The 21,143-nt window shown below is 57.8% G+C and carries 17 protein-coding genes and 1 pseudogene; 5 read left to right on the top strand and 13 right to left on the bottom strand.

Annotated features, from left to right (window positions below; translation table 11 throughout):
- Positions 1–290: 290 nt before the first annotated feature.
- From ACTWLJ_RS15775 to ACTWLJ_RS15740, 8 genes are all read right to left on the bottom strand, one after another.
- Positions 291–4,640, bottom strand: coding sequence for an Ig-like domain-containing protein (locus ACTWLJ_RS15775; protein WP_445177494.1), 4,350 nt, complete (start codon positions 4,638–4,640; stop codon positions 291–293).
- Between the two features lie 246 nt (positions 4,641–4,886).
- The gene (locus ACTWLJ_RS15770; protein WP_445177493.1) at positions 4,887–5,945 is read right to left on the bottom strand and encodes a fimbrial protein; all 1,059 of its coding nucleotides are present in this window, start codon (positions 5,943–5,945) and stop codon (positions 4,887–4,889) included.
- 81 nt (positions 5,946–6,026) lie between these two features.
- Complete coding sequence (locus ACTWLJ_RS15765) at positions 6,027–6,533, bottom strand: fimbrial protein (RefSeq protein WP_445177492.1); 507 nt, start codon at positions 6,531–6,533, stop codon at positions 6,027–6,029.
- A 20-nt stretch (positions 6,534–6,553) separates the two neighbouring features.
- Positions 6,554–7,612, bottom strand: coding sequence for a fimbrial protein (locus ACTWLJ_RS15760; protein ID WP_445177491.1), 1,059 nt, complete (start codon positions 7,610–7,612; stop codon positions 6,554–6,556).
- Between the two features lie 91 nt (positions 7,613–7,703).
- Positions 7,704–10,196 (bottom strand): fimbria/pilus outer membrane usher protein, encoded by a 2,493-nt coding sequence (locus ACTWLJ_RS15755; RefSeq protein WP_445177490.1) that lies wholly within the window; start codon positions 10,194–10,196, stop codon positions 7,704–7,706.
- Positions 10,197–10,410: 214 nt separating this feature from the next.
- A complete protein-coding gene (locus ACTWLJ_RS15750) occupies positions 10,411–11,190 on the bottom strand; it encodes a fimbria/pilus periplasmic chaperone (RefSeq protein ID WP_445177489.1) in 780 nt (259 codons plus the stop codon).
- A gap of 10 nt (positions 11,191–11,200) precedes the next feature.
- Positions 11,201–11,977 carry a fimbria/pilus periplasmic chaperone gene (locus ACTWLJ_RS15745; protein ID WP_445177488.1) on the bottom strand — a complete coding sequence of 259 codons (777 nt, stop codon included), beginning with the start codon at positions 11,975–11,977 and terminating at the stop codon, positions 11,201–11,203.
- 84 nt (positions 11,978–12,061) lie between these two features.
- A complete protein-coding gene (locus ACTWLJ_RS15740) occupies positions 12,062–12,637 on the bottom strand; it encodes a fimbrial protein (protein WP_445177487.1) in 576 nt (191 codons plus the stop codon).
- Between the two features lie 21 nt (positions 12,638–12,658).
- Between ACTWLJ_RS15740 and ACTWLJ_RS15735 the strand changes: the two genes are divergently transcribed.
- Entirely contained in the window at positions 12,659–12,793 is a 135-nt protein-coding gene (locus ACTWLJ_RS15735; protein ID WP_445177486.1) for a hypothetical protein, read from the top strand.
- A gap of 106 nt (positions 12,794–12,899) precedes the next feature.
- Entirely contained in the window at positions 12,900–13,586 is a 687-nt protein-coding gene (locus ACTWLJ_RS15730) for a response regulator (protein ID WP_445177485.1), read from the top strand.
- A 7-nt stretch (positions 13,587–13,593) separates the two neighbouring features.
- On the opposite strand, the gene ACTWLJ_RS15725 is transcribed toward ACTWLJ_RS15730, so the two are convergent.
- From ACTWLJ_RS15725 to ACTWLJ_RS15715, 3 genes are all read right to left on the bottom strand, one after another.
- Positions 13,594–13,902, bottom strand: a complete 309-nt coding sequence (locus tag ACTWLJ_RS15725; protein WP_445177484.1) for a class I SAM-dependent methyltransferase — start codon at positions 13,900–13,902, stop codon at positions 13,594–13,596.
- A gap of 248 nt (positions 13,903–14,150) precedes the next feature.
- Positions 14,151–14,585, bottom strand: a complete 435-nt coding sequence (locus ACTWLJ_RS15720; protein ID WP_401216711.1) for a DoxX family protein — start codon at positions 14,583–14,585, stop codon at positions 14,151–14,153.
- A 108-nt stretch (positions 14,586–14,693) separates the two neighbouring features.
- Positions 14,694–16,115 (bottom strand): transglycosylase SLT domain-containing protein, encoded by a 1,422-nt coding sequence (locus ACTWLJ_RS15715; protein WP_401216713.1) that lies wholly within the window; start codon positions 16,113–16,115, stop codon positions 14,694–14,696.
- 237 nt (positions 16,116–16,352) lie between these two features.
- On the opposite strand from ACTWLJ_RS15715, the gene ACTWLJ_RS15710 reads away from it, so the two are divergent.
- From ACTWLJ_RS15710 to ACTWLJ_RS15700, 3 genes and pseudogenes are all read left to right on the top strand, one after another.
- Positions 16,353–17,159: a TatD family hydrolase gene (locus ACTWLJ_RS15710; protein WP_445177483.1), complete on the top strand. Its 807-nt coding sequence runs from the start codon at positions 16,353–16,355 to the stop codon at positions 17,157–17,159.
- A 213-nt stretch (positions 17,160–17,372) separates the two neighbouring features.
- The gene (locus ACTWLJ_RS15705) at positions 17,373–18,854 is read left to right on the top strand and encodes a methyl-accepting chemotaxis protein (RefSeq protein ID WP_445177482.1); all 1,482 of its coding nucleotides are present in this window, start codon (positions 17,373–17,375) and stop codon (positions 18,852–18,854) included.
- Between the two features lie 211 nt (positions 18,855–19,065).
- A pseudogene (locus ACTWLJ_RS15700) lies at positions 19,066–19,281 on the top strand (Mpo1-like protein); the annotation flags it as partial.
- Between the two features lie 10 nt (positions 19,282–19,291).
- On the opposite strand, the gene ACTWLJ_RS15695 reads toward ACTWLJ_RS15700, so the two are convergent.
- Both ACTWLJ_RS15695 and ACTWLJ_RS15690 read right to left on the bottom strand, forming a co-directional pair.
- Positions 19,292–20,086 carry an acyl-CoA thioesterase gene (locus ACTWLJ_RS15695; protein WP_401216717.1) on the bottom strand — a complete coding sequence of 265 codons (795 nt, stop codon included), beginning with the start codon at positions 20,084–20,086 and terminating at the stop codon, positions 19,292–19,294.
- 240 nt (positions 20,087–20,326) lie between these two features.
- Positions 20,327–21,091, bottom strand: coding sequence for a CHAD domain-containing protein (locus tag ACTWLJ_RS15690; protein WP_445177481.1), 765 nt, complete (start codon positions 21,089–21,091; stop codon positions 20,327–20,329).
- Between the last annotated feature and the right edge of the window lie 52 nt (positions 21,092–21,143).

Below are 21,143 nucleotides of genomic sequence, written 5' to 3'. Positions count from 1 at the left end.
ACCCTCTGAACAAGACTACCAATGCGTTCGTGATGTCATTGGTTTGATTGGCCAACTTGTGCGTCTGCTTTTCAGTGCGCACAGTGGATAACGCGATCATCTAGAAGTGAGGGTGAGCGATACATAAGACATGTCCCGAAATACATCTTCGAGGCGGTGTTTACTGCAGGCAAAGTACGGCGGCAAGAAACAGTTTTTTGGCTTTGAACATGCGAACGACTCCAGCACGGGCACCTTGCGGCGCCCGGCTTTATCAACATTAAAGGAATAGAACTTGAGGAGGACCTGGCTTACACCAGGTTTGTGGTAACGCCGTCCTGAACCAGAAGCTGGGCATCCAGACTGTCATGTTTGAACACGTTGTACGTCACGCCAGACACCTCGACAGCGCCGCTGGCCGCCCAGTCGCCCGGGGCATCAATGCCGGACAGTTGATCATTCAGGTTAACGGTATCGCCAGTGTTGCCCTTGATCATCATTTGCACCGTGTCATCGTTGGTGAACAATGAGGTCTGCCCCTGTTCAAGGACATCCTCCAGCGACAGGGTCAGGGTGTTGTTTCCAGTACCCGTGATATCGATGATTTCGACGGACTCAAGCTTGCCGGCGATGTTGGTCAAGTCCAGGACTTGGCCAGCACCGGTCAAGGCCAAAGTGTCGTTGCTAGCGCCACCGCTGATGACGCTGTTGACATTGTTCAGGAAGGCCGTGGTGTCCAGCGAGAAGTTATTGGCAGCGTCGTCGCCGTAGTAGCCGCCAGTTCCAGCTATTTGTTGATCCGCTGGCGCATCCACATGCTCATAGGTGCCATTCGAGAACTGGAAATCATCGAGCCAGAGCCAGTCCGAAGCTGTACCGTCGAACTCAACACTCGTGAATGTTTTGCCATCAGGCAGCTGGAAGTTCACCTCCTGCAAACCTTGAGTCATAGCAATAGAGTGAACGAGATTATTACTGCTGTCATAGAACCTTACGGTGATCGGATCACTATTGTGCCCCGCCCGAAATGACATTGCGCTGGCTTCTGTACCAGTTGCCAGAGTAATTCTCGGATTGGCAACACCATCGTCAAGAATGACACCAATGCCACGTGATGGGGTTATGTACCCCCAGTAGTCAGTGCCCTGCGCAAGCACTCCCACCGGTTTGGTGCCAATAACCGCGCCCCCCCAATTCAGTACGAAAGCTCCAAAATCTACTTCCCCGTTTGCTGCAACTCTTTGGACAGGCACGCTTTCAAAATCAACAACTGACACACCAGGTACCAGGTACTGAGAAACGTTGCCGGCAGTATCAACAATCATTGCCTGGGTAGTTGTCATCGCTGCGTTGGCATTGGTTGTAACATCTACCGAACCGGCATCGATCTGAGCCTGAGTCAGTTGAACCGCGAAACGTTCGTTGCCGACGACCACCTCTACCGTAGAGCCTACGTTGAGGCCTGTACCGTCAAAGTTGACGGTGACCACAGGACCATTGAATACAAATGAGCTCGGCGCCGTCGGTGCCGCTGTATCCAGTTGAATATCCTGGTTGGCAGTACCAATATTACCTGCGATATCTGTCACACGCGCCTGCACGGTCCAGTCACTGCTGTGCGCACCCGTGTCGAGATAACTCCAGGTATCACCATTGACCAGCGCATCTACCCACGTCACACCGTTATCCAGCGAGACCTGAACTTTTTCGCCTGCGACCAAAGCCTGCGACGTAGTGCCCTGAATCAACCGACCCGCGCTGCCATCATTGGTGATGAAGTCAGTGCTACTGCTGCCGCCATCCTTGCCCATGCTGTCGATGGTAATACCCGTCGCAACAGTGTCGACGGTCACCACGAACGGATCGGACTCCACACTTTCGTTGCCGGCCTCATCGGTGACGGTCATCGTCAGGTTGTAAGTGGCATCTTGTAGTGGCGTGAGCGGGATGATCTCCCAATTGCCCATGTCATCGACAACAGCGGTACCGATGATTTCAATACCATTGCGGATCGTGATCGTGGCGCCCGGTAGCTGGCTGCCGCCTTTGAGGGTCGGGGTGCTGTCGTTGGTCGAATCACCGCTGACGAGATCTTCCTCGACCCCGCCTGGATTGACGTTATCGATTACCTGATCAATGCCGCCAGTGCCGTCGTCGCCCGGTTTGACCGGTGCCACGATATCAACGGTGAACACGTACGGATCGGAATGCGCACTTTCATTACCGGCCTGATCGGTGACAGTCATGGTGAACGAATAGGTACCGTCAGTCAGCAACGGATCAGGGGTGAACGACCACGTCCCATCGGCCTGCACAATGGCGGAGCCTGCAATGGCGCCGTTCCTGTAGAGCTTGATGATGTCGTCCGGTTGCTGATCACTACCGCTGAAGAGCGGGGTGTTGTCATTGGTCGAATCACCGTTGCCGATAGGCGTGTGCGCTGAACCGTTGTCATTGACCACGTCGAAGCCGCCTATGCCACCCTCGCCCGGGGTGGCCGGCACAATGGTGTCCACAGTGATGACAAACGGATCGGACTTCGCACTTTCGTTACCGGCCGGATCGGTGACGGTCATGGTGACGTCGTGATCGGCGTTGGACAGAGGGGTATCCGGCGTAATCGCCCAACTGCCGTCATCCGCCACCACAACGGAACCGATGACCTCGATGCCATCGTAGAGGGTGACGGTCTCGCCCGGAGTTTGGCCGCTGCCGCTGAAGGTCGGGGTGGTGTCGTTGGTCGAGGTACCGGCGGGGATTACGTCACCGTCGTCATTGACCACCTGGCCGATCGCAGGATTGCCGCCCTCTCCCGGAGTGCCCGGAATAGTGGTGTCAATCGTCACCACATACGGCAAAGACGGCGGACTTACGTTGCCGGCCAGATCGGTGACAGTCATGGTGAACGAGTAGGTGTCCGCAGTCAGGGCCATCGCAGGGGTGATCGACCAGGTACCGTCGGCCTGCACAATAGCGGTGCCGATGATGTCGGAGCCGTTGTAGATCGTGACCTTGTCGCCCGGCTTCTGATTGCTGCCCACAATGGTCGGGGTGGTGTCGTTGGTCGATTCACCGTTGCCGATATCAATGGTCGCTGGGTTGAGGTCATTACGCACGGTGTCGATGCCGCCATTACCGTCCTGGCCCGGGGTGCCCGGTGCAATGGTATCGACGACGATGACATACGGTTCGGACGGCAGGCTTTCATTGCCGATCGGGTCCGTGATGGTCATGTCGATCTCGTGGTTCTCGTTGGAGAGGGGCTCGTCGGGGGTGACCGACCAGTTACCATTCTCATCGACAATCGCCTCGCCAATGACCACGCCATTATCACGCAGCTTGACCGTACTCCCCGGCGTCTGGCCGCTGCCAGTGAACGTCGGGGTGGTGTCGTTGGTTGAGCTGCCGGCAGGGATTTCATTACCGGCGTCATCGATCACCTGACCAATGCCACCCGCGCCATTCTCGCCCGGGGTGCCCGGCACGTTGGTGTCGATGGTGAAGACAAAAGGATCGGAAGGCAGGCCACGATTACCGGCCGCGTCGACTGCGACTACTGTGAAGGAGTAGCTGTCGTCATCCAGTGGCGATGGGGTGAACGACCATGTGCCATCCGCACCGACCGGGGCTTCACCGATTTTTTCGCCATTGGCGAATATCTCGACCCTGGAGCCGGGTTCGGCCTGACCGCTTAGGGTCGGCGTGGTGTCATTGGTCCGGCCATTTTGCGCAATCGGGCCAGGGACGCCGGCATCGTCCTGCACGCTGTTGATTACAGACTGAGCCGGTGCCTGAACGTCGATAATGAATTCAAAACCGGGCGATGGCGGGCCTTCGATGCCATCGCGATTGCGCTCGACGAAGACGATCTCGTGCGAGCCACCATCCAGCGGCTCGGGGGTAAACGTCCACTTGCCATCTTCACCGATGATGGTTTCACCAATGACCTTGTCGCCATCCTTGATGATGATGGTGTTGCCCGGCGTGCCTTCCCCACTGAAGGTCGGGGTGGTGTCGTCAGTGATACCGCCATTGACCAGTGAACCGCTATCGGTGCCGGCGTTGTCACCGACTACCGGTGCAGGAGGTGGCGTCGTCGCGGGAGCGTCGTCGTGCTTCTTGTCATCGTCATTGCCGGCGGCAACCGCTGCGCCAGCCAGGCCAACAGCCGCGAGGCCAATCAGGCCCGCACCGAGCAAGCCGATACCAGTGCCGAATACGCCGCCGGCCAAACCGCCAACGCCACTCATACCGCTCATACCGCTCATGCTCGATACCGACTCGACACCCAGCACTTGTGGTGCCGGCACGCCTTCAATCAGGAACGCCGAGCTGTGATCCTGCACGGCATCTGCCGCAACGTATTCGTGGAAACTGCCGTCTTCGGCCATGCCCACCAGTTGGCCCTGTGCATCGTAGAAACCTTCGATGATCAGTTGCGGCTGATCTGGATTGCCACCTTCGAGCGTGACGTGCAGGTCCTTGCCTACGCGTTTGACGGTGACGTTCGCTGGCGCGATGCCTTTGTCGCCTTCGGCAAGAACGTATTTGCCATTGGCGACGGCTTTGATACGTACCGGCTGGCCAGAGGTGGACAGTTCCTGCACGTCGGTCATGGTCTTGCCATCAGCAATGGCGACTTTATATGTTGCTGTAGTCAACTTTCATATCCTCTCAACAAGATTACCAATGCACTCGTGGTGTCATTGGTTCGAATGACCTGCCGTTTCGCATGGCTTTTCAGTGCGCACAGCGGATAGCGCAATCTTGTCGAGAGAGAGAGGACCGAGACATGAGACATGTCTCGAATTAGCTTCTGGATCAAGGATTTCGGACAATTAGTCGTAGGTAACTTTCCCATCACCGGTTTTATCAGCATTGGTGGTGAGCGGTGCTGCCACGCTGGGTCATTGATAAGTAATGTTCACGGTCACCGTGCTGACCAGCGTGCCGCTGCTGATCGGATTGTTGGTAAGTTTGAAATATCCCATGCCTACCGGAAGAACCGCTTTACCGTTGACGACGTTGACTGTCCGCTGATAATTGCCGGTATTGGGGGTAATGGTTATCACATCGCCCCCAATACGCGAGTAAAACCATAGCCCTATGTTTGCAGCGGTTCCGGTATTGGCGAAGCGCCAGCCATCGATAGGTGCCGGAGTACCAGTGAAAGAGAAGGTCACACTCGATGTGTCGGTACAGTTCGCGGTAATTTCAAAGTCTTTCAGACCAGCCGCTTTGTCGATGAAATCGGCGCGTTTAAGGGTGTCGAGGACAATCGTTCGAGAGACGTCGCCAGCAGCCAGGTCGCACGTCGTATTGCGAACCGTCAACTGAAACGCGGACAGTTGCAGATTGCTGCTGGCCGAGGGGCTCGCGTCAATCGACGTCACGTCCCTGTTCAGCGCACGGGTCAGCGCCACGACCTGAGCAGGAATATTGTAAACACCGCTGCCAAGCGGCGCGGTGGTGACAAGGTAGATCCGCGATTTGACTCCTAGTCCTCCAAAGTAGTTGTCCCGGTAATAACTTTGTCCCGCGCCGGTTTGAGGTGTAGTCAGTTTTGTATAACTGGCAGCGTTGTAATCAGCGACTTCCACGGCATAACCGATCCCTGTCACGCCGGTCGGATAAACCGAATAGCCATTCCAGGTTGAAACCGGAGCCTTGGCTGCGCGCATCCACATGGAGGACGTGCATATGGTTCTGAAGACCTCGATATTGGAGCTGTTCGCGGTGAAGGTTCCGATTCTGACCCCGGCTGCCAGCGGCGCGCTGATGGTCTGCGCCCCTGTCGTGGCGCTTTGTATCGCGATATACGAAATGGGTTCGCAGGCGCTGAAAGCCTCGCCCGAAACGCCCAGCAGTAACAGACCCGCGATGCTTGTATAAAGCCTGCGTGCGCACTGGGAGTAATGGCAAGTCATGCCGCGCGGCATTGCAACTGCTCGGTTTATCGTATTCATCGTAGGATTTCTTTGGTTGGTAGTTCAGCGTCTGGATAGCGCAGCGCAGGCAAATCTGCTTCGCCAATATTGATTGCAGCTTCAGTCGTAGGTGATCTTCACGATTACCTGACTCACCAGCGTTCCTTCAGTGACCGGGCCGACTTTCCAGTAGGACGCCGTGAGCGGTATCACTGCCTTCGTCGCGACCACCGGAATGAGGCGGGTATTGTCGGTACCGTCGGCGCGGATGGCACGTCCATCACTCGACACCAATCCAAGCGCAACCCCTGCGGCCGTCCCGGTGTTGGCAAATCGCCCGCCATCGGCGCTGGAAGGTGTCCCGGAAAAAATGAACGTGACATTGCGCACTTCCGGTTCGCAATTCGCCGTCAGCTGAAAGTTTTTAGGCGCGACGGACTGCTGATGATCGAAGTCGGACGACTTGACGGTCGCCAGCTTGATCGGATCAACACCGATTGCTGCCAGATTGCAGGTGCCGTTGATGATCAGCCCTTCGGCTCTCAGGGTTCCGGTTGTGGCGGCATGAACCGTTTGCGCCGACACACCGGACAGAATCAGCGCCATGCACAGCAATTGTTGTTTCACGGGAACGTTCCATGGCCTGTTCATTGGTAGGTGATATTGACGGTCACGGTGCTGACGAGCGTGCCGCTGGTAATAGGGTTACCGGTGGTCTTGAAATACCCCATCCCCCCCGGCAGAACCGCTTTGCCACTGACGACGTTGACCGTGCGTTGATAGTTGCCGGTATTGGGGGTGATGGTTTCCCGTACGCCTCCAATAAGCGAGTAAAGCCACAAACCTATGCCGGTAGCGGTTCCGGTATTGGCGTAACGCCAGCCATCTCCAGGTGCTGGAGTACCACTGAAACTGAAGGTCACTCTCGATACGGCAGTACAGTTCGCAGTGATTTCGAAGATCTTCAGGCCAGCCCATTGCCCGACAAAATCGGCACGTTTGATCGTATCGAGGGTAATCGTCCGGGAAACATCGCCAGCGGCCAGATCGCAGGTGGTATTGCCAACCGTCAACCGGAAGGTATTGAGGCGCATATTGCTGCTGGCGCCGGGGGAGCCATCAATCGATGTCGCGGACAGATTGCGCGAGCGCGTGAGTGCAATGAATTGGGTAGGAATATCGTAGACGCCACTGGCCAGAGGCGCGGTGGTGACAAAGTAGACTCTGGATCTGATACCTAAAGTGCCAATGTATGTGCCACTGAAAAACCTGTTGCCGCCCCCCGTTTCATTGGTCGTCAACTTCGTATAACTGCCGTTGGGATCGGCCAGTTCAACGGCATAGCCAATGCCTGCTACACCAGTGGGATAGACCGAATATCCATTCCAGGTCGATACCGCGGATACTTTCGCACGCCCCCAAGTGGAGGCACTTTGAGTTCCGCCGCAAGAGGTCTGGAAAACATTGTAATAGAGGTTGCTGGCGGTAAAAGTGCCGATCCTGACGCCCGCCGCCAACGGCGCCGGGATGGATTGCGCCGCAGCCGTAACAATTTGCGGATCAGCCAATACGATTGTCGGCTCGCAGGCACTGTAAGCCTGGCCGCTAATCCCCAGCAGTAACAGTCCTGACAGGACTGCATATATCAGAGAGCAGCGTTCAGCCAAACCGCGCTGCCTGGCGAATTTTCGAGTGATTGTGTTCATCGTCGAAGCTCCGTCGTTAGCGCCGAATGTCCGCCAGAGACGGAACCGCGCATGGAAGGCAATTGATGTCTGCCGCTGTTGAAAAGCTGATTCATGCGCCGCGCCTGCAAACACCATTCATCTGCGCCAGACTGCGATTTGCCGGAGACGGCGCAACGGTGCTCATATCGAAAGGAATGCGGCACACCGCGTCGGCCCCTTCGCCCCAACGGACCGTCAACTCGCCTTTGTCCTGCGCCGTGCGCACAAACATCCTGCCGGCCTGCCCTACTACACCGACGCCGGTGCCCGCCTCGTCGAACACATCGGCGCCAAACGGAATCGGGCTGCCATCCGCCTGCACGGCATTGATCAGCATTGCCCGGCCAGTGCTGGTATCGAAGCCCATCATCACCACCGCACCGGCCTTGGGCGCGACGTTCTGCGAGGCAGTCTTGAGCTCGACATCCTGCGACATGTCTTTCGGGTCCAGCTCAACCGAGTTGCTGCGATAGGGAACCAGATACGGCACGACGCCGTACCCATTGGCGCCGACGCGCGCGTTACTGCTGCTGCCGATCCCGGCGCCCTCCGCGCCCGTGGCATGCACAATGCCGATGGTATCGCCGAGTTCCGGTGCCAGAATCACCCCGCCCGAATGCACCACTACCCCGCCGGATACGCCCAGCGAGGCCGCGCGGTAACCCGTCCCGTCGCTGTAACTGGCGGACGTTTCCGCGTTCTGGCCGCGATACGTCACGTCAGCGTTCGTGGTTTTGCTGGAGCCGTTGCCACTCGAATAGCTGGTGGATGCGCCGTAGTTGATCTGATTTCGCTCGCCAAGCACGCCACTGACACCCGTGCGCGCAGTATCTTGCGTATCGCCATGGCTGAGAGTGGTCGACAGCATCGGTGAGCGCGCCCCTCTGCCGATGGGAATGCTGAAACTCAGATCGATCTGATTGCTGCTGCGGTTGCTCACCAGATCCCGGCTGCGCTGAGCGGTGACGGTGTAGCTGACCCGGTCCCAGGAACCGCTGTAACCGGCAGTGAAACTCACCGTGCTGCTTTGCCGATTCCAGTACTCCTGCTGCGAGCCGGTGAGGAACACCGAGCCACGCTCGAAGCTCTGGCTCAGGCTGATATCGAAACGCTCACGCAGCCGACCGACGTCGTCAACGTTACCGCCTTCGCGAACAGTCTCGCGCAACTGCGCAGCATCACGAGGGCTGAGGAAGCCGTCGGTGGAATAGCGAAAAGCACCCAGCGCGAAGTTGGTCCCGGTTTCGGCAAAGTTCTTGTTGTAACGCACTTGCAGACTCTGCCCCTGCATCGCGCCAAGTGTCGGGACCGAGGCCTGAGATGCGGTGACGTCAAGCGACACCGCACCGATTGGTGTGTTGAACGCCGCACCGATCAGTTCCGACAGGTAATCCTGCGAGGTGTTGCCACCGGTATAGGCGGTGATCACGTTGTTCAGACCGCGTTGATATGTACCCTGCATCAGCCACGGATGGCTGGACAATCCCGGATCGGCCATCACCCCGCTGCTCAATGAAAAGCGCTGATAACCCGGACGCAACAAATGGGCATTGGAAGCGAATGGCACGATGAATTGCCGGCGACGCCCATCGGCTTCGGTGACAGTGATTTCGAGGTCGCCGCCATATCCGTTGGGGAACAGATCTTCGATCACGAACGGCCCGGGCGGCACGGTGATTTCATCCAGCAACATGCCGCGCTGGCGAATGGTCACCTTGGCATTGGTCTCGGCAACCCCACGGACAATCGGTGCATAACCCGTCATCGAGTCGGGCATCATCCGGTCATCGGTGGCCAGGGTTACGCCACGCAGGCGCACGCTGTCGAACAGCTCACCGGAGGTGTAGATCTCGCCGCCAGTGAACTCCGATTGCAGCGACGAAAATCCGCGCTGCACGTAGGTCGCGCTGCTCTGGTAACCGGCACTCTCCTGGTCACGGCTGTAGGCGCCGTTATGACGAAAATTCCACTCGCCCAGATTCAGGCCGCTGTTCAACCCCAGGTAGCCGGAGTTGTTGGTGACGCCACTGCTTTTGCTGGAATAGGTGTTGGCGTTGTAGCGCACGAAACCTGCGTTGATTCCGTCGTCCCAGTGCTCCGGGCTGACATAGCCACGCGCCATGCGTGTCATGTAGAGCTGCGGGACCTGAATGTCGAGCTTGCTTTCACCACTGTCGAAGGTGGCGCTGGCGTCCGGCACATAAATACCGATGTCGGCACAGAACGGCTTCGCGGGAAATGGCGGCGGCGCGACCACGCCAGCCTGACTGGCTTTTTGTGCGATGCCATCGACATCGACACCCAGTTTGACCAGCATCGAACGATCCAGACACAACTGGGCGCTGGGCTGCCCGTCGACGGCGGCAAACGTCAGTTCCTCCCGGCCGATCCAGGCACCGTTGATGTAAACGTCCGAACGAAAAACACCCGGCAACACTACGTTGCCAGTGTTAAACCGTGAAATATCGAACTGTTTACCGGCGGCACCGCCCTGGAAAAATGCCGGATTGAACTCGACTTGCTCAACACTCGATGCAGCAAGCACTTCACCACTGCCCAGCATCAAAATACTGTGAATGACAGCGACAAAGCGGCCCTGTATCAGCTGTACAAACCGGGATGAAAGAGCAATGTACGATCTCATAGCCGGTGTTCCAGAACGTGAACTCAGCCAAAAACGGGCAAGCCGGGCCTGATGCAGGCATGGCATGCGCATGTCTTGCCGCAGAGTTGGTTGTCGGGCGTGGCGGAATCAATCCGCTGCAACGCGTGAATGATCAGGGCGAAATTTTTGCGCTGTACGCAGTCACCGATCCCAGATCGTTGATGGTCTTGAATTCAACGAGCGCCCCCGATGCTGACGAGGACTTCAAGCCCGGCAGCGAGAACAGATTCGAGGCGCCCGGCGCGACCATATTTTGTGCAGCGGTCTGGCCCGTCGGTTTTGCATGTCGCTGTCCACCAGCCACCAGTTCGACCGAATCGAAACTGATGTTGTAGGGCGTTGGATTGGTCACCCTCAAGGCGAAGCCCTGTTGTTCAGCGACCAACTCCCAGCGCAGCTTTTCTGCTGCCTGGGTCGGGTCATACGGTAAATTCCGAGGCCGGAAAAACACCTTGAGGCGCGTCCGAAACGCCAACTGCAACTGGCTGCTCGCCTCGTCGCCCTGCGCTTTGGGCGGCACTTCAAGCATGTTCAACCAGAACAGGCTTTCCTTGTCTGTCGGTAACGGTTCGCCGGTATAGATCAACCGCACGACCTGCTGCTTGCCCGGCTCCAGACGAAAGATCGGTGGCGTCGCAACGAACGGAACACTGGCCTTTTCCGGCGCGATATTTTCATCACCGTCGTCGAGCCAGACCTGCACCAGTACCGGCGTCTGATTCTTGCTCTGGAACCACACCGACACGTCTTTCTGTTCTGCCGGGTAAATGACCCGGGTGCCACTGATCACCACCCCTGCCTGCGAGGTTTCGGCAACGGTCGTTGTCATCAGGCCGACAACGACAATTGCGCTAATGCGGGACGCTGCCCTCAGGCGAAACAAGATATTCATGATGATCAATTCATTGAGAATCAGGGCTCAGATGAACTGAGTGTTTTACTCGGGCACCGAAGTCGGTTACCTCGGTGAACTCGACATCCGCCGCACCAGCAGGTTTGCTCTGCAGCGTCGGCAACAAGAAACGCTTAACGTCACCCGCCGGGAACAACAGACTGTCATTGGCTTCTTTATTCGCGGCTTTCGGGAAGCGCTCGCCCTTGCTGCCGACCAATTCAACGGATGCCAGAGAGATGTGATACGGCGTCGGATTCAGCACCGCCAAGGCGTATCCGCCCTGATAGGCAATCAGCTTCCAGGTCAGTTTTGACGTGGCTTCAGAACGCTCTATCGGCAATTTTTCAGGTCTGAAAAACACCCGCATACGCGAGCGAAACGACAGCTCGATCAGGTTTCTCCCCCCGGCATCGAGCGCCTTCGGCTGAATTTCCATGACGTTGAGCCAATACAGGCTCTCGCGATCCGTGGGCAATGGTTCGCCGGTATAACGCAGGCGCAAAGCTTGTTGCTTGCCTGGGTCGATTCGAAAAACCGGTGGTGTCGCGGTGAAAGGTGCGTGCGCCGTGGTTGGTGTCGCTGTCTTGTCGCCGCTGTCCAGCCAGGTTTGAACAAGTGTCGGTCGCTCGCCCTTGTTTTCCATGCGGACCACAACTTCCTGCTCTGCGGCCGGATAAATGACCCGGGTGCCTTGAATAACCAACGAGGCTTGCGACGCGGGCATGTACAACGACGTCATCGCCAGCGCACAAACGGCGAGCGCACGACGGGCTCTGGTGTTCATCAGCAAAAATCTCGGCAAGAACTGCCGATGCCGCGCAGTTGCGCGAGATCGGCACAGGGGAGCGCGTACGCTCCCGGTACATTTTCAGTTGGTATATTCGATGGTGAAACCGACACGAGAGGCGACCAGACCCGCTGTCGCGGCACCCGTTGCGTAGTACCGTGCCGCCAGCGGGATGATTGCCTGGTTACTGGCAATGACCACTGCATCTGATTTTTCGGTGTAGAGATTCAGCGGAGTGCCGTCTTGTTTGGTCACTTGGATCTGCACATTCTTGGCGTTGATAAGGTCAGTCGGTACGTTCCAGCCATCGATGTTCAAGCGACCGGTAGCGACATCGATCATCGGGCTGGCAGTATCAAACGCAATCAGTGCGCTGCGGCCGTCGGTGCAACCGTTTTGTCCTGGACCACCGACAAGAATCTCGAACCTCGTCAGGGGGCCGAACTTACCGGCTGCATCCAGGTTCGCCGCGGAAATACCGTTCATCGGCACATCCTTGGTCGCACCTCCAGTACCTGGAACGGTACCTTCGATGGTGCAGGTCACGTCGGTGACCAAGCCCGTGAAATTGATCACACCGTCGGTGGCATAGGCCGGCAAAGTCACAATGGCCGAGGTCGCCAGCGCAAAGGCTGCAAATAAAGTTTTCTTTTCCATGGAACACCTTGAGCACTGCAAATGATTTCCCGCCTGCCGATGGCTGACGGCCAGACCAAGGTGATACCCACTGGCCCTGGAATCATTCTGGTCAGTGCCCAAAATGCAAACCATCGAGAAAAACCTAATTCAAAAGATTACGAAATCGGTATTTAAAAGAGCCCTCTGGGAAAAATTGAGACAAAGCCTGTAAAAATCGATTTGCCTACCTGTCAAAGTGGCCTGACTTAAATCGTTATTTACTGAAAACAGGAAGAGCCAAATGGTCAGCCGGCAATTCAGGCCGTACACCGTCATGTTGCTGGATGACCACAAGATCATTCGGTTTGGAGTTGCCGCCTGGTTGGCGACCGAGATGGATATAGAGGTTGTCGGCGCGTTTGCGACGAGCAAGGAATTTCTGGCAGCCATGGCCACTCAGAAGGTCGACGTTGTGGTGGTCGACTTTGTGCTGAGCGAAAAGGAAATCGATGGCATCAACATGATTCGCCGGATCAAGTTGAATTATCCCGATTGCAAAATTCTGGTGCTGTCATCGCATTACAACCCGGCCACGGTGACCCTGGCGATGCAGAACGGCTGCTCGGGGTTTTATGGAAAGACTCAGGAACTGGAGGATCTGGCCATGGCGATTCGCAAAGTCGCCACAGGCCAGATTTATCTGGATGCGGCCATGGCCAGCGAACTGGCATGTTCGGAAATCGCTGCCGTGGACGAAGGCTCGAACGCAGCCGAGCACGATGTGGATCTGACTCGTCACTCGGCGCTGTCACCCAAGGAGCAGGAGGTGCTGCGGTGTTTTCTCGATGGCATGTCGGTCAATCAGATCGCAGCAAAATTCTTCCGTAGCGCCAACACCATCAGTACTCAAAAGCTGTCCGCCTACCGCAAGCTGGGTATCAAGAATGACAACCAGCTATTCAAGCTTTGTAATTCACTGAACAAGTGAGCTGAATTCAGCGCCGTGCAATCAAACCCTGTCGCGCCACACGAGTCAGTTGCTTGATCATTTCCGGCGCGTCTTCACGGCTCGGCGACTGAATCACCGCCAGATCAAAGCTGTCACTGGCGAAACGCGCCAGCGACTCGCCGTCTTCGACAAACTGGATCAGGAACGCGGCAGGACCGCCGCTGCGACGTGGCCAGCCATCGAGATAACGCAACAGCGTTGGCTGATGTCTGCCGCCAAGCAGGATTTTCGGGTTGCGCTGGGTGATATGTGCCGTGATCGGCGCGGGACGTGCTGGAGGGCGTAGTGCATTCATTGGGTCGTGTCTCTGCCTCAAAAGTCTGCATGGCAGGTGAGAGGCAACACCGAACCAGCGCTTTAGCGGTATTTCGAAGCCCTGTTCCGGCTTCTGACGGCAACTGATTGAGTCACCTGGCGCCCCGCAAGTAGCTGTTTAAATCGGCGCATGAGCAACATCCTAGAGAACGTGACTGATGAGTGTCAAGAATCAGCAGCAACAAAAAAGGCCCGCACAATGCGGGCCTTTGGCTTGAGCCAGAGCGCTTAACCGGCGATGGCGCGATCAGCCGAGAGCTTGCCGGCGCCTTCGATCATTACCGCGATGCTGCCACCGAGCAGGGCCAGGGCAAATTCATAACCGTTGTTGGCCATGAACAGACCGTTGCCGATGTGTACGGTGAAGATCGCCACCAGCGACAGGAAGGTCAAACCCAATGCCGCCGGGCGTACCAGCAGGCCGATGATCAGTGCCAGACCGGCGAAGAACTCGGTGCCGCCAGCCAGCGTGGCCATCAGGTAACCCGGGGTCAGGCCGAGGCTTTCCATGTACTGCGCGGTGCCGGCCAGACCGTAACCACCAAACAGGCCGAAGAGCTTCTGCGAACCGTGGGCGGCGAAGATCACGCCGACGGCAATGCGCAGAACGGTCAGGCCATAACCGGCGCGGGTGAACAGTACCTTGTTGATCAGAGAGCTCATTTGGGTCATTCCTTGTTATGCAAAGTGTGTGTTGGTTGGCCGCTATATTAATCAGTTATTTTCATGTTAAAAGCGCAAATATTCCGCCATAACAATCAACTTATTCGATTATTTGCGCGAGGCGACTTTCTGTCCCTTGGGCTCCAACGACTCCCGTTCCCGGTCGAATGCCAGGTAGTACTTGTTCACACTATTAACATAGCTGACCGGCCCCATTCCCACCTGCTCCATGGCGATGCGCTCGACCTGGAAGAACCACTGATTGGGATTCAAGCCACGGCGCCGCGCTTCGGCGCGCATGCCTTGCACCCGCTCCGGGCCGATGTTGTAGGCCGCCAGAGTGAAGGCCATGCGCTCGCGCTCGTTGAGCTTGGGGCTGTTGAAAAACTTGCGGCGAATCATCGCCAGGTACTTGGCCCCGGCCTGCACATTGGCATCGAGATTCTGGATATTGTTGACGCCGACCCGTTGCGCTGCGGACGGGGTGATCTGCATCAGCCCGGTCGGGCCGCTGCCACTGCGGGCATTGGGTTGCAGGGCCGATTCCTTGAACGCCAGCGCCGCCAGATTGAGCCAGTCCATGTTCTGCGCATCGGCATGCTTTTGCAGAACCGGACGCAGGTTTTCCAGGCGCTGACGGTCGGCCTTGGCCAGTGGGTAGTGCACTTGGTAGAGCCGACGATAGATGCGCAGAAACGCCGCATCCTCGTTCGCCGGTTTCTTGTAGCCGCCGAGGAAACGATCGATGCTCGCCCGCAGCATCGATGCATCACGGCGCACGAACCAGTATTCCTCGCCCGGCTCGCTGATCATCATCTGACGATCAAAGCGCAGCTTCGGCAGGATCTTGCCCCAGCGCTCGGCTATCGGTTGCTCGACGATGGTCAGGTGAAAAATCCCGCCCTGCACCATTTCCAGCACGTCCTCGACGGCCAGCGTCGGATCGACCCATTCGATCTTGATCGGTGCCAGTTTGCGCAGTACGAGTTTTTGATTGAGTTGACTGACTGCCTCGCCCGCCGCACTACCGGCGGGCAAGGCCAGCGTCTTGCCGGAAAGCTGTTCGACCTTGGTGTAACGTCGTTCACCCTTGATGCCGACCAACACCAGCGGTACGTTGCTGGCGATCGGTTCACTGCTGGCGACCGCATGGCCCGGTTGCAGATCCAACAATTCTCCCGGCGCCATCAGATCTCCCTCGCCGCGCTGCAATGCGCCGAGCAGTTGATCCTTGGCTTTGGGGATGATCTTGAGGGTTACTTCCTGACCATCGCGGGCATGGCCATTGAGGTATTGCTCGAAGGCGCGCAGGCGATGGTATTCAACGCCGATGGCCTGGCCTTGCACTTCACCGGAGCTGTTGCGGCTCTGGTTGACCAGCACCCGCAACACGCGGCTGCTGCGAATCTCCGACAGGTCGCGCACCTTGGCGGCCGGCACGGCTTGCAGTGGCCCGGGCAGGCGTGCAACCGCCGTCATCGGCAGTAGCAACGATCCACACAACAGGAGCAAAACCGAGGGACGAACCATCCACTCTCCGGAAAGATTACGGGGCGATTTTTACCGCTGAACGGTCGAAATCACCGACGAAAACAGAGCGCCATGAGCGCTGGCAAAGTGCGAGAGACTGGCACAGTGATGGCATTTGCGCCAACACCGACTGCGTCGCGGCATCAAGAGACAGCTATAACTCGTTGTAGTTCTTGGCTTTTCTTATGAATCTACAGCTCTGGTATGCTTTCCGGCCTTCGGCCCGAGGTAGCAACCATGCAACTCATCGATATCGGCGTCAACCTGACCAACCCAAGTTTCGCCGACAAACATCAGGCCGTACTTGATCGCGCCTACGCTGCCGGGGTCTGCCAACTGGTATTGACCGGCACCAGCGTCGAGGGCAGCGAACAGGCACTGGAACTGTGCCAACAGCTGGATGAAAGTGGTCAGCGACTGTTCGCCACAGCCGGTATTCATCCGCATTCCGCCAGTGATTGGAACGCCGACAGCGCCCGTCGCCTGCGCAGTCTGTTGCAGGAATCGAACGTGGTGGCGGTCGGTGAATGCGGGCTGGATTTCAACCGCGATTTCTCGCCGCGTCCGCAGCAGGAAAAAGTCCTCGAAGAACATTTGGCAATGGCGGTAGAACTGCAATTGCCGGTATTTCTGCATGAGCGTGACGCCAGTCAGCGCTTGCTGGAAATCCTCAAAGACTTCCGCGATCAACTCCCGGCCGCGGTGGTGCATTGCTTCACCGGCGAACAAAAGGCGTTGTTCAGTTATCTGGATATGGATCTGCACATCGGCATCACTGGCTGGATCTGCGACGAGCGCCGTGGCACGCATCTGCATCCGCTGGTCAAGGAGATCAAGCGCGGACGGCTGATGCTGGAAAGCGATGCGCCGTATCTGCTGCCACGCACCTTGCGGCCAAAACCGAAAAACGGCCGTAATGAACCGGCTTATCTGACTGAAGTGTTGCGTGAAGTCGCGTTGCATCGCGGTGAAACCGAGGAAGATCTGGCCGCGCATACCACCGCGTGCGCCCGGGCATTTTTCGGCCTTCCCACCCTCCCCTGACACACCCTTTTCCCCCTGTGGGAGCTAGCCTGCTGGCGATTGCAATCATCCATTCAACACTGCATTGACTGACATGCGGCTATCGCGAGCAGGCTCACTCCTACAAGGACTGGACCGTATTGCCTGTTGATGTATATCAAGTTCTGAAGGCCTGCATAGCGGCACAATACTGGCACCTTGCCAATGCTGTTTCCGCTATCAGAGAAAACCTACATGGGTGCCTGGCTTAGCAATATCTCGCTGAAGTACAAATTCTGGGCGGTCAATGCCGTCGCCTTCGTCACTACCCTGCTGCTGGTGTTGTACGCCGTGCAGCTTGAGCAACAGGCGCGCAGTCATGCGTCCATGACGTCCGCGCAGGCTCAGGCGCAATTGCTCAAGGCGTGGCCGGCAGGCCAGCCGCTGCCCCAAGCCGAGCAGATACTCACCTTCAAACGCGGTGAAGCGCCGCGTCTCCACGATCAACCGCTGCTGGAAATCACCGACAGCAACGGCTGGATCGAGATCAATCATCTACCGCTGTTCGGCGACAACCCACTGATGGGCGCTGAAGTGTTCAGCCGCGCTGACGGCCAACAGGTCGCCGTGATCGCTTATGGCCCGAGCCTGAGCCAGGTGTTCAGCGAACGTTTCGCCAATTACGCGGTGGCGGTGTTCGTTCTGATGTTCGCCATGCTTTGTGCCTCGCAACTGCTGATCCGTTTCCTGCTCGCGCAACTCAATACCTTGAAAGACGTGATGCTGCATGTGGAAAAAAGCGGCGATCTGTCGGCCCGTGTGCCGCTGGCCTGCAAGGATGAAGTCGGGCAGATGGCCAATGCGTTCAACGCAATGCAAGCCGGTTATCAACGCGTGGTCGGCACCGTCGCCGATACCGCACGGCAACTGGATGTCGGCGCGGCACGGCTGGCGGCGAGCATGAACGAAGTGCGTCACGGCATGCTCGGCCAGCAAAGCGAAACCGATCAGGCCGCCACCGCGATCAATGAAATGACCGCCACGGTTTATCACATCGCCCAGCATGCAGGCGCCACTCGCGATTTGTCGCAGACTGCCGACAGCCTCGCTGGCAGCGGCCAGGAAGTGGTCGCACGGGTGCAGCATTCGATTGCCGGGCTGTCGAGCGGCGTGCAGCAAACCGCCGAGATGATCCAGCGTCTGGCGGAAGATAGTCAGAAAATCAATGGCGTGGTCAGCGTGATCCACAGCATCGCCGAGCAAACCAATCTGCTGGCGCTCAACGCCGCCATCGAAGCGGCCCGGGCCGGTGAAATGGGCCGTGGTTTTGCGGTGGTCGCCGACGAGGTGCGCAACCTGGCGAAACGGGTGCAAGCGTCGACCGATGAAATCACCACCATGGTGTCGGCGTTGCAGGCCGGGACCCGCGATGCGGTGGATTTCATGCAGGAGAGTTCGTACAAGGCTGACGACTGCGTGCAGCAGGCGCAGGAGGCCGGTGAAGCGCTGGCGGAAATCACTGGCGCGGTGGCGCAGATGCGCGAGAGCAACACGCAGATTGCGGTGGCCGCCGAGCAGCAGAGTCAGGTTGCCGAGGAGATGAATCGGGCGGTGGTGAGTATTCGTGATGTGACGGAAAACACAGTGCAGCAGACGGTGGATTCGGCGACGACCAGTAATGAGTTGGCGACGTTGGCCGGGGAATTGAGCAAGGCGATTGGTCAGTTGAAACTCTGAGAACCCATCGCTAGCAGGCTAGCTCCCACAGAGGATTTGAAGTTCACACAGGCTCCTTGTGGGAGCCAGCCTGCTGGCGATGGCGGCAGCCGAAACGACATCGAATCCGACCGTTGTCCCTATCACGTCAATAGCCAACCTCGATTCGCCGCCCTCCTCGCCCGCGCCTATTCTTCAACCATTGAGTCCAAATGGAATGAGGAGTAGCAACATGGGCAAACGTCACCCCAATCTTCCCGCGTGGCAATGGCGCGCGTACCCGAACAATCATCAGCATCCGACCAATCTGGTGCTGCACCTGATTGCCGTACCGCTGTTCATTGTCGCGTTTCTGCTGATCGTGTCCGGCGTGTTCAGCCTGAGTCTGGCCAGCGTGACTATCGGCGTGATTGGTATCGTCGCGGCGCTCGGTTTGCAGCGCCACGGTCGGCATTGATTCAGGCAAAGATCGTTACGGTCTGACGGCTCATCGCGATCAACTCGCCTTGCGCGCTCCACAGCTTGGCGGCGGCATGCCCGTAACCGTCGGCAGCGTAATCGGTTTGCACCAGATACTTGCACCAGTCCAGCGTGCTCACATCCTTTAACGGCTGAACGAATTCGATGGTCCAGGTCAGCGTGCTACCGGGCGCCACATGCTTGAGGTGTGGCAACAGCGACGGCGGCCACGCATCCACCAGCGCGAGAATGTAGGACTCGTTGATTGGCTCCTCCTTCACATCACCACGCAGACGCACCCACCCGCCCATGTCCCGCGATTTGTTGCCGGTGAACGGCAGACCACCGACGCTCCAGCGCATCGCCAGATGGCGCATGAACTCCGGGGTCACGCCTTTGATGTAGGGCAACTCCTGGCATTCGTCCCAGTGTTTCATCTCCGGTGCGGGATGCGCCGGCACCGCCACTTCCGAGACTCGCGACGCGCCAAAACTGCCCTGCACCAGCGTCACAACCTGACCGTTCTGCACTGCGCGGCCGAGTACCTGACTGACGGCTTTGCCTTCACGCAGGACTTCGACATCGAAGCTCACCGGCACACCCGGTTCGACCGGCCCGACGAAAGTGATCGCCAGCGACCGCACCGGTCGATCTGCCGGCACCCTCGCACGCATGACTTCGTATTGCAGCGCGGCGATCAAGCCACCAAAACTCGCGCGGCCCTGTGCCCACTCTGCCGGGATCGACAACTCCGGATGACGGCGAACAGCGTCCAGCAGATCGGAAAATTGCATGACAACCTCAGAAAGCGCGAAGGGAATGCCCTGATCTTAACCAGCATGGCAGAGCGCCGCAGCGTCTATTCCGGTCAAATAGACTGACAGAAAGGCCTTAAACAGATTTCAAACAAATGCAAAACAACTGTGGGAGCGAGCTTGCTCGCGAATGCGCCGGGTCAGACAACAATGATGTTGACTGACTCGACCTCTTCGCGAGCAAGCTCGCTCCCACAGGGATTTCGGGTGGATTCAGGATTATTTGAAGCAGCTTGAGCTGAGTTTTTCGAGAACCCGATCAGCCTTGGTTTCAGCCTTGATCATGGTCGTCTGCCAGGTCGCCACACACGGTTGCAGATCCGGCTCCAGTTCGGCCCGCGCCAGCCACTGCCAGCAATCGTGCCAGTCGCCCAAGGCGCCTTGTGCAGACCTCAAGCGCGGCAGCGCCGCTTCGGGCAGGCGATCCAGTTCGGGATAGGCCTCAATGCCATAGCGCACACGCTTGATCAGCAAACGAAGACGATGGCGGTCATGGGCTGGATCGTGCAGCGCTTCATCGAGTTTCTTCCACTGTTTGTCGAGGCGTTTTTCGATGCGTTTACCGAGGCCTTTGAGCAGGCCCTGACGCTGCGATGCGCGCAAGAACCGTGGAAAGGCATCGAGGATGATCAACAACGACGCCACTTCGGCACTCGCCGCCAACGCCGGATAGGCCTCGGCCATTTGCACCATGCGCCGCTGCGCGGCTTCGGGCTGATCGTGCTTGAGCAAGTACGCCGCCAGCACCTCGCGATCCCGCCAGGGCGTGGTCAACTGGCCGACACTCGCCGCCGCGCTTTCCAGTTGCTCGACACCGGGCAACCCGCGCAACGGCCGCAGCAGACTGCGCAAACGCCGTACGGTGGTGCGCAGATCATGCAACGCCTCGGGGTCGGTGCGCGCAGTCAAACGCGCCTGACACGCCAACACCCGCACTTCCAAACTCAGGATATGAGCCACCAAGCGGTCAACCAACGCAGACATCACTTGCTCCTTGGTTCAATGACTTTGCGGATGAGTGTGGCGTTTCGCGAAC

Source organism: Pseudomonas sp. McL0111 (assembly GCF_052567255.1).
The sequence above is the reverse complement of the archived record's forward strand: the minus strand, read 5'-3'. Positions and strand labels throughout refer to the sequence as shown.

Excerpts from the sequence above, each read along its gene's own strand:
- ACTWLJ_RS15755 (WP_445177490.1), bottom strand. The coding sequence starts at position 10,196 with ATGCTGGGCAGTGGTGAAGTGCTTGCTGCATCGAGTGTTGAGCAAGTC.
- ACTWLJ_RS15750 (WP_445177489.1), bottom strand. The coding sequence starts at position 11,190 with ATGAATATCTTGTTTCGCCTGAGGGCAGCGTCCCGCATTAGCGCAATT.
- ACTWLJ_RS15690 (WP_445177481.1), bottom strand. The coding sequence starts at position 21,091 with ATGTCTGCGTTGGTTGACCGCTTGGTGGCTCATATCCTGAGTTTGGAA.
- ACTWLJ_RS15730 (WP_445177485.1), top strand. The coding sequence starts at position 12,900 with ATGGTCAGCCGGCAATTCAGGCCGTACACCGTCATGTTGCTGGATGAC.
- ACTWLJ_RS15695 (WP_401216717.1), bottom strand. The coding sequence starts at position 20,086 with ATGCAATTTTCCGATCTGCTGGACGCTGTTCGCCGTCATCCGGAGTTG.
- ACTWLJ_RS15740 (WP_445177487.1), bottom strand. The coding sequence starts at position 12,637 with ATGGAAAAGAAAACTTTATTTGCAGCCTTTGCGCTGGCGACCTCGGCC.
- ACTWLJ_RS15720 (WP_401216711.1), bottom strand. The coding sequence starts at position 14,585 with ATGAGCTCTCTGATCAACAAGGTACTGTTCACCCGCGCCGGTTATGGC.
- ACTWLJ_RS15745 (WP_445177488.1), bottom strand. The coding sequence starts at position 11,977 with ATGAACACCAGAGCCCGTCGTGCGCTCGCCGTTTGTGCGCTGGCGATG.
- ACTWLJ_RS15715 (WP_401216713.1), bottom strand. The coding sequence starts at position 16,115 with ATGGTTCGTCCCTCGGTTTTGCTCCTGTTGTGTGGATCGTTGCTACTG.
- ACTWLJ_RS15725 (WP_445177484.1), bottom strand. The coding sequence starts at position 13,902 with ATGAATGCACTACGCCCTCCAGCACGTCCCGCGCCGATCACGGCACAT.
- ACTWLJ_RS15705 (WP_445177482.1), top strand. The coding sequence starts at position 17,373 with ATGGGTGCCTGGCTTAGCAATATCTCGCTGAAGTACAAATTCTGGGCG.
- ACTWLJ_RS15760 (WP_445177491.1), bottom strand. The coding sequence starts at position 7,612 with ATGAACACAATCACTCGAAAATTCGCCAGGCAGCGCGGTTTGGCTGAA.
- ACTWLJ_RS15770 (WP_445177493.1), bottom strand. The coding sequence starts at position 5,945 with ATGAATACGATAAACCGAGCAGTTGCAATGCCGCGCGGCATGACTTGC.
- ACTWLJ_RS15710 (WP_445177483.1), top strand. The coding sequence starts at position 16,353 with ATGCAACTCATCGATATCGGCGTCAACCTGACCAACCCAAGTTTCGCC.
- ACTWLJ_RS15735 (WP_445177486.1), top strand. The coding sequence starts at position 12,659 with ATGATTTCCCGCCTGCCGATGGCTGACGGCCAGACCAAGGTGATACCC.